The sequence below is a fragment of the Rhodopseudomonas sp. BR0C11 genome (genome assembly GCF_010820945.1).
GTDB classification, from domain to species: domain Bacteria; phylum Pseudomonadota; class Alphaproteobacteria; order Rhizobiales; family Xanthobacteraceae; genus Rhodopseudomonas; species Rhodopseudomonas palustris_H.
In genome coordinates this window covers 1-5,674 of sequence record NZ_QTKI01000323.1, presented here as the reverse complement: position 1 = coordinate 5,674, position 5,674 = coordinate 1, and the positions used below count along the sequence as shown (strand labels likewise).

The window sequence follows — 5,674 nt, the reverse complement described above, 5'->3', positions numbered from 1 at the left end:
GCCGAGCACAAACCAGGGCATCGGCGGCGCCGCGGCGCGGTCGCCGGCGGGCAGATGCTTGGCGCGGAAGCGGGCCAGCATGCCAAGCGCGATCACCAGCGGCGCCAGCAGCATCACCCGAGCCAGCTTGGCGATGGTGCCGAATTCACCGGCGCGCTGGCCGCCCTGGAAGCTTGTCGCCACGACCTGGGCGATCTCGTGGATGGAGGCGCCGCTCCACAGCCCGAAGCCGTGAGCATCGAGATTGAACGTCGCCTGCAGCAGCGGGTAGCCGACCATCGCCAAAGAGCCGAACACGGTGACGCAGGCGACCCCATAGGCGACGTCCTCGTCATCAGCCCGGGTCACGGTGTTGGTGGCGATAATCGCAGAGGCGCCGCAGATTGATGTGCCGGCGGCGATCAGCTCGGCGAGCTTGCGGTCGACGCCGAGCACGCGACCGAACCACACGGTAAAGCAGAAGGTGGCGAGCAGCGTTGCAGCGATGATTGCAAGGCCTGCGCCGCCGACCTCGATCAGCTGCGCGGTGGTGAGCTGCAGGCCGAGCAGGATGATGGCGAAGCGCAGCACCCGTCGCAGGCTGAACTTGACCCCCGGCACCGCCCAGGACGGCGTGCCGATGGCATTGTGGCCGACGATGCCGATCAGGATCGCCAGCAGCATCGGGCTGATACCGGGCATGCCCGGAATGGCATGCAGGCCGACGGCGGCGGTTGCGATTGCGGCAGTCACCGCCATCCCTGGGGCGATCGCCGCAAGATGCCGTCCAAGGTGGGCGGCGCTAGGGTGACGGGGGTTCGGGTTGGTTTGTGCATCTGTGATCAGGCTCATGGATCGGCTCCTTGTTGGCCAATCCATTGCGGTTCCAGATCAATCAATCAAACAGATTGTTATTTTTAAATCAATCGACTTTATCGATCAGTCTCTCAGGCGCCCCCCCCAACGCAGGGTTCCGTCTCACTGGAACCCCCGCTGCACCGGATCGTTGCCAAGGTCTGACGCGTGCGGACGCCGGTTGGCAGCTTGCTTACCAAAGCGGGAGATCCGCCCCAGGACGTCACAGCGCGTCCCCGGGTTCCATGCTACACAGGGGCACGCTGGAGGGGATCGATCATGACAGACCTGCATTCAGACCCGTCGCGTGCGAAATGGCATTCCGGCATCGGCGGCTTCGTCGTCGGGGAGTGGCCCTATCTTTTGATGCTGCTGCTGGCGCTGTTCGGCGTCGCTTACACCAGCTTCTCCGAAACCAGCATCTACTGGGTGATCCTGGCCCCGTTCATCGGCCTGGTCTGCGTGGTGTCGCGCTGGCGTGAAGCCCGCGCGGCCGATCAGCACGTCTATCTGGTGGTGTCGCAGGTGCTGCATTGGGGCGCCGTGCTGCTGACCATGGAATTGATGTCGCTGCAGGTGACGCGCCAGCTCAGCGGCCTTGCCGCTGCGCTCGGCGTGCTGACCCTGCTGGCGCTCGGCACCTTCACGGCCGGTTTGCACATCCGCGCCTGGAAGATCGCGGTGGTCGGCGTCATCCTGGGCGTCAGCGTCCCGGCGATCGCCTTCCTGCAGCAATCGGCGCTGCTGATCCTGCTGGTGATCGGCCTGATCATCGCCATCGTGGTGCCGTTCGTCTGGGCCAAGCGCCGGCCTGCGCCCGCTTCGGAGCCGCTGTTCCAGCCGCCCTTCGCCCGCACCACCACGCCGCCGACCTCGGCCAGCGCTCGGCCGGTGCCGCAGCCGCCGCTGTACGAAACGCCGGTCTCCGCCCCGATGCCGGTCGCCCCGCCACCGGCCCCGACGCCCAGCGCTGCCGAACCGGCCTCGCCGCCGCCGGACGACGACACGCCGCCGGACAACGTCCGCAACATCTCGGGCGCGCGCTAACTACCCTTCGACCAGTCCGCGCGACGTGCACCGCCGATTCTTGATCTTGCGTGCGGTGCACAAAATCCTTCAGGATGCCAATCTGATCCTGGAGTGCTGCGATGTCGTCGTTGAACCTGTCCGCCGGTCCTGAGCCGGTCTCCGAACGTCCTGACGACGCGGCCGCGATCGAGGCCGAGACCCGGCTGCGTAACGACATCCGGCTGCTCGGCCGGATCCTCGGCGACACCGTGCGCGAGCAGGAAGGCCAGACTGTGTTCGATCTGGTCGAGAACATCCGCCAGACCTCGATCCGCTTCCACCGCGACGACGACAAGACCGCGCGCGCCGAGCTCGAAGCGATCCTGGACGGGATGTCGATCCCCGACACGATGCGGATCGTTCGCGCCTTCAGCTATTTTTCGCACCTCGCCAACATCGCCGAGGACCAGAACAACATCCGCCAGATGCGCGCCGGCTCGACCGCGGGCTCGGCGCCGCGCGCCGGACTGCTCGCCAAGACGCTGGCGCACGCGCGGCAGGAAGGGATCAGCGCCGCGGAGCTGCGCAAGTTCTTTGCGACCGCGCTGGTCAGCCCGGTGCTGACCGCGCACCCGACCGAAGTGCGCCGCAAGAGCACGATGGATCGCGAGATGCAGATCGCTTCGCTGCTCGATCAGCGCGACCGCGTTCAGCTCACCGCCGACGAATGGGCCGACAATGAGGAGCGGCTGCGCCGCGCCGTCGAAACGCTGTGGAAGACCAACCTGCTGCGCCGGACCAAGCTGACGGTGCTGGACGAAGTCACCAACGGCCTGTCGTTCTACGACTACACCTTCCTGCGCGAGGTGCCGCGGCTGCACAGTGCGCTGGAAGACCGGCTTGCCGATGCGGCCAAGGCGGAAGGCGTCAACAGCGAAGGCGAGCTGGCGAGCTTCCTGCGGATGGGAAGCTGGATCGGCGGCGATCGCGACGGCAATCCGTTCGTCACCGCCGAGGTGCTGCACGGCACCTTGAAGCTGCAGAGCACGCGCGCGCTGCGCTATTATCTCGAAGAGCTGCACGAACTCGGCTCGGAGTTGTCGCTGGCCTCGCATCTCGCCGGCATCACCGACACCGTCAAGGCGCTGGCCGAAACATCGCCCGACACCTCGCCGCATCGCAAATACGAGCCGTATCGCCTCGCGGTGTCCGGCATCTACGCGCGGCTCGCAGCGACCGCGCTCAAGCTCGAGGTCGAGAACCTCCGCGCGCCGGTCGGCGAGGCCGAGCCCTACGCCAGCGCGCAGGACTTCAAGGCCGATCTCGACGCCATCCATCTGTCGCTCACCCAGCACAATTCCGGCGTGATCGCGCGCGGCCGGCTGCGCCAGCTCCGCCGGGCGATCGACTGCTTTGGCTTCCATCTCGCCAGCCTGGACATGCGGCAGAACTCGGCGGTGCACGAGCGCACCATTACCGAGCTGATGGACGCCGCGCGGCCCGGCACCTCCTATGCGATGCTCGACGAGGAAGCGCGGATCGCGCTCTTGATCAGCGAGCTGCGCAGCACCCGGCCGCTGACGTCGATGTTCGTCAAATACAGCGACGAGACCGTCGGCGAGCTCGCAGTGTTCCGCGAAGCCGCGAAGGCGCACGCGACCTACGGGGCAGCGGCGATCCCCCAATGCATCATCTCGATGACCAAGGGGGTCTCCGATCTGCTCGAAGTCGCGGTGCTGCTCAAGGAAGTCGGGCTGATCGATCCGTCCGGGCGCAGCGCCATCAACGTTGTGCCGCTGTTCGAGACCATCGAGGACCTGCAGGCTTGCGCCAAGATCATGGACCGGCTGCTGTCGATCCCGGAATATCGCCGGCTGGTCGACAGTCGCGGCTCGGTGCAGGAGGTGATGCTCGGCTACTCCGACAGCAACAAGGACGGCGGCTTCGTCACCTCGGGCTGGGAGCTGTACAAGGCCGAGATCGGCCTGATCGAGATCTTTGAGCACCATGGCGTGCGGTTGCGGCTGTTCCACGGCCGCGGCGGCTCGGTCGGCCGTGGCGGCGGCCCAAGCTACGACGCCATCGTGGCGCAGCCGGGTGGGGCGGTGAACGGCCAGATCCGCATCACCGAGCAGGGCGAGATCATCACCAGCAAATATTCCAACGTCGAAGTCGGCCGCAATAACCTCGAGATCCTCGCCGCCGCGACGCTGGAAGCAAGTCTGTTGCAGCCGAAGCGGGTGGCGCCGCATCGCGACTATCTCGAGGCGATGGAGCAGCTCTCGGCCTTGGCCTTCAAGGCGTATCGTGGCCTAGTGTACGAGACCGACGGTTTCGTCGACTACTTTTGGGCCTCGACCGTGATCAACGAGATCTCGACGCTGAACATCGGCAGCCGCCCGGCCTCGCGCAAGAAGACACGCGCGATCGAGGATCTGCGCGCGATCCCCTGGGTATTCTCATGGGCGCAGTGCCGGCTGATGCTGCCGGGCTGGTACGGTTTCGGCAGTGCGGTCTCGGCCTGGGTCACCGCGCACCCTGAGAAGGGCATCGCCTTTCTGCAAAAGATGTATCAGGAGTGGCCGTTCTTTCGCACGCTGCTGTCGAACATGGACATGGTGCTGTCGAAGAGCTCGATCGGCATCGCCTCGCGCTATGCCGAGCTGGTCGAGGACGTCGATGTTCGTGAGCGCATCTTCGGCTGCATCCGCGCCGAATGGCATTCCTCGATCGAGTACCTGTTCGCGATCATGCAGCAGGACCGCCTGCTGCAGAGCAACCCACTGCTCGAACGCTCGATCCGTCACCGCTTCCCGTATCTCGACCCCCTGAACCACGTTCAGGTTCAGCTGCTGCGCGAACACCGCACCCACGATCCCGACGAACAGGTCCTCCGCGGCGTGCAACTGACGATCAACGGGATTTCGGCGGGGCTGCGAAATAGCGGGTGAGGGCGGCTGCAGCTGGATTGGTCTGGGCTCATTTAGCCGGTGGAAAGGCGCGCCTGTTAGATTGGCGGCGATGCTGAAGCCGGCCAGCAGCCGCAGACACTGAGGACGCCCACCATGCATTGGCTCTATCTTCTGATCGCGATCGTGGCTGAAGTCGCCGGCACGTCGGCGCTGAAGGCGTCGCAGGGGTTTACGGTGCTGTTGCCGTCGGTGCTGGTCGTCGTCGGCTACGGCGCGGCGTTCTATTTCCTGTCGCTGACACTGAGCAGCATCTCGGTCGGCATTGCCTATGCGCTGTGGTCCGGGATCGGGATCGTGCTGATCTCGGCGGTCGGCTGGCTGTGGTTTGGCCAGGCCTTGGACGCCGCGGCGATGGTCGGCATCGCGTTCATCATCGCCGGCGTCGGCATCATCAATTTCTTCTCGAACGTGTCGGCGCATTAGAGCGCCAGCTTCGCCGGCGCGGGCTCGCTGAGACCCGCGCGGATAATTTCGGCACTGCGATCTGCCGCGTCGCTTCAAGCCGAGCCGAATCGATCCTCCGACCTTGCATCCCGATACCGCGAGCGCTGTATCCCGCTACGGTCTGGTAGAGGGGTAGTTAGTTGCGTGCCAAAAATGTTGGCGTGTCTGCTTAGTTAGTAAGCACGAAGTACGACAGGTCAAACTTTTGTCAGGATGGTGGCCAACGCACCGATGGCGCTAACTGGTTGGCGACCGACCCTTTCGACGGATCAGGCGATCGCGGGGGCGGTTCGACAATGCGAACGCGCGTTCGCTGTGCCATGCCGGCTCGGCTTCGTTGATTGAATGCCCCGGCGCGCGGCCCGATCGCGGCGGAGAAGGGGCGTCCGATGCTGTATCTTGTCACTCATTATTGG

General features: G+C 65.3%; 4 protein-coding genes. 3 read left to right on the top strand and 1 reads right to left on the bottom strand.

The genetic code is table 11. The features are described from left to right. Nucleotides 1–831, bottom strand: an 831-nt coding sequence (locus tag DYI24_RS19955) for a YeiH family protein (RefSeq protein ID WP_164573548.1), incomplete at its 3' end; no start/stop codon positions are given. A gap of 282 nt (nt 832–1,113) precedes the next feature. On the opposite strand from DYI24_RS19955, the gene DYI24_RS19950 reads away from it, so the two are divergent. From DYI24_RS19950 to DYI24_RS19940, 3 genes are all read left to right on the top strand, one after another. Next, a complete protein-coding gene (locus DYI24_RS19950) occupies nt 1,114–1,881 on the top strand; it encodes a hypothetical protein (RefSeq protein ID WP_164573547.1) in 768 nt (255 codons plus the stop codon). Between the two features lie 101 nt (nt 1,882–1,982). Beyond that, the gene (gene ppc, locus DYI24_RS19945) at nt 1,983–4,793 is read left to right on the top strand and encodes a phosphoenolpyruvate carboxylase (protein WP_164573546.1); all 2,811 of its coding nucleotides are present in this window, start codon (nt 1,983–1,985) and stop codon (nt 4,791–4,793) included. Nucleotides 4,794–4,907: 114 nt separating this feature from the next. Beyond that, nucleotides 4,908–5,237, top strand: coding sequence for a DMT family transporter (locus DYI24_RS19940; RefSeq protein ID WP_164573545.1), 330 nt, complete (start codon nt 4,908–4,910; stop codon nt 5,235–5,237). Nucleotides 5,238–5,674: the final 437 nt, after the last annotated feature.

What these genes read in the sequence shown, in the direction of transcription:
- DYI24_RS19950 (WP_164573547.1), top strand. Translation starts at nt 1,114, where the DNA reads ATGACAGACCTGCATTCAGACCCGTCGCGTGCGAAATGGCATTCCGGC.
- ppc (WP_164573546.1), top strand. Translation starts at nt 1,983, where the DNA reads ATGTCGTCGTTGAACCTGTCCGCCGGTCCTGAGCCGGTCTCCGAACGT.
- DYI24_RS19940 (WP_164573545.1), top strand. Translation starts at nt 4,908, where the DNA reads ATGCATTGGCTCTATCTTCTGATCGCGATCGTGGCTGAAGTCGCCGGC.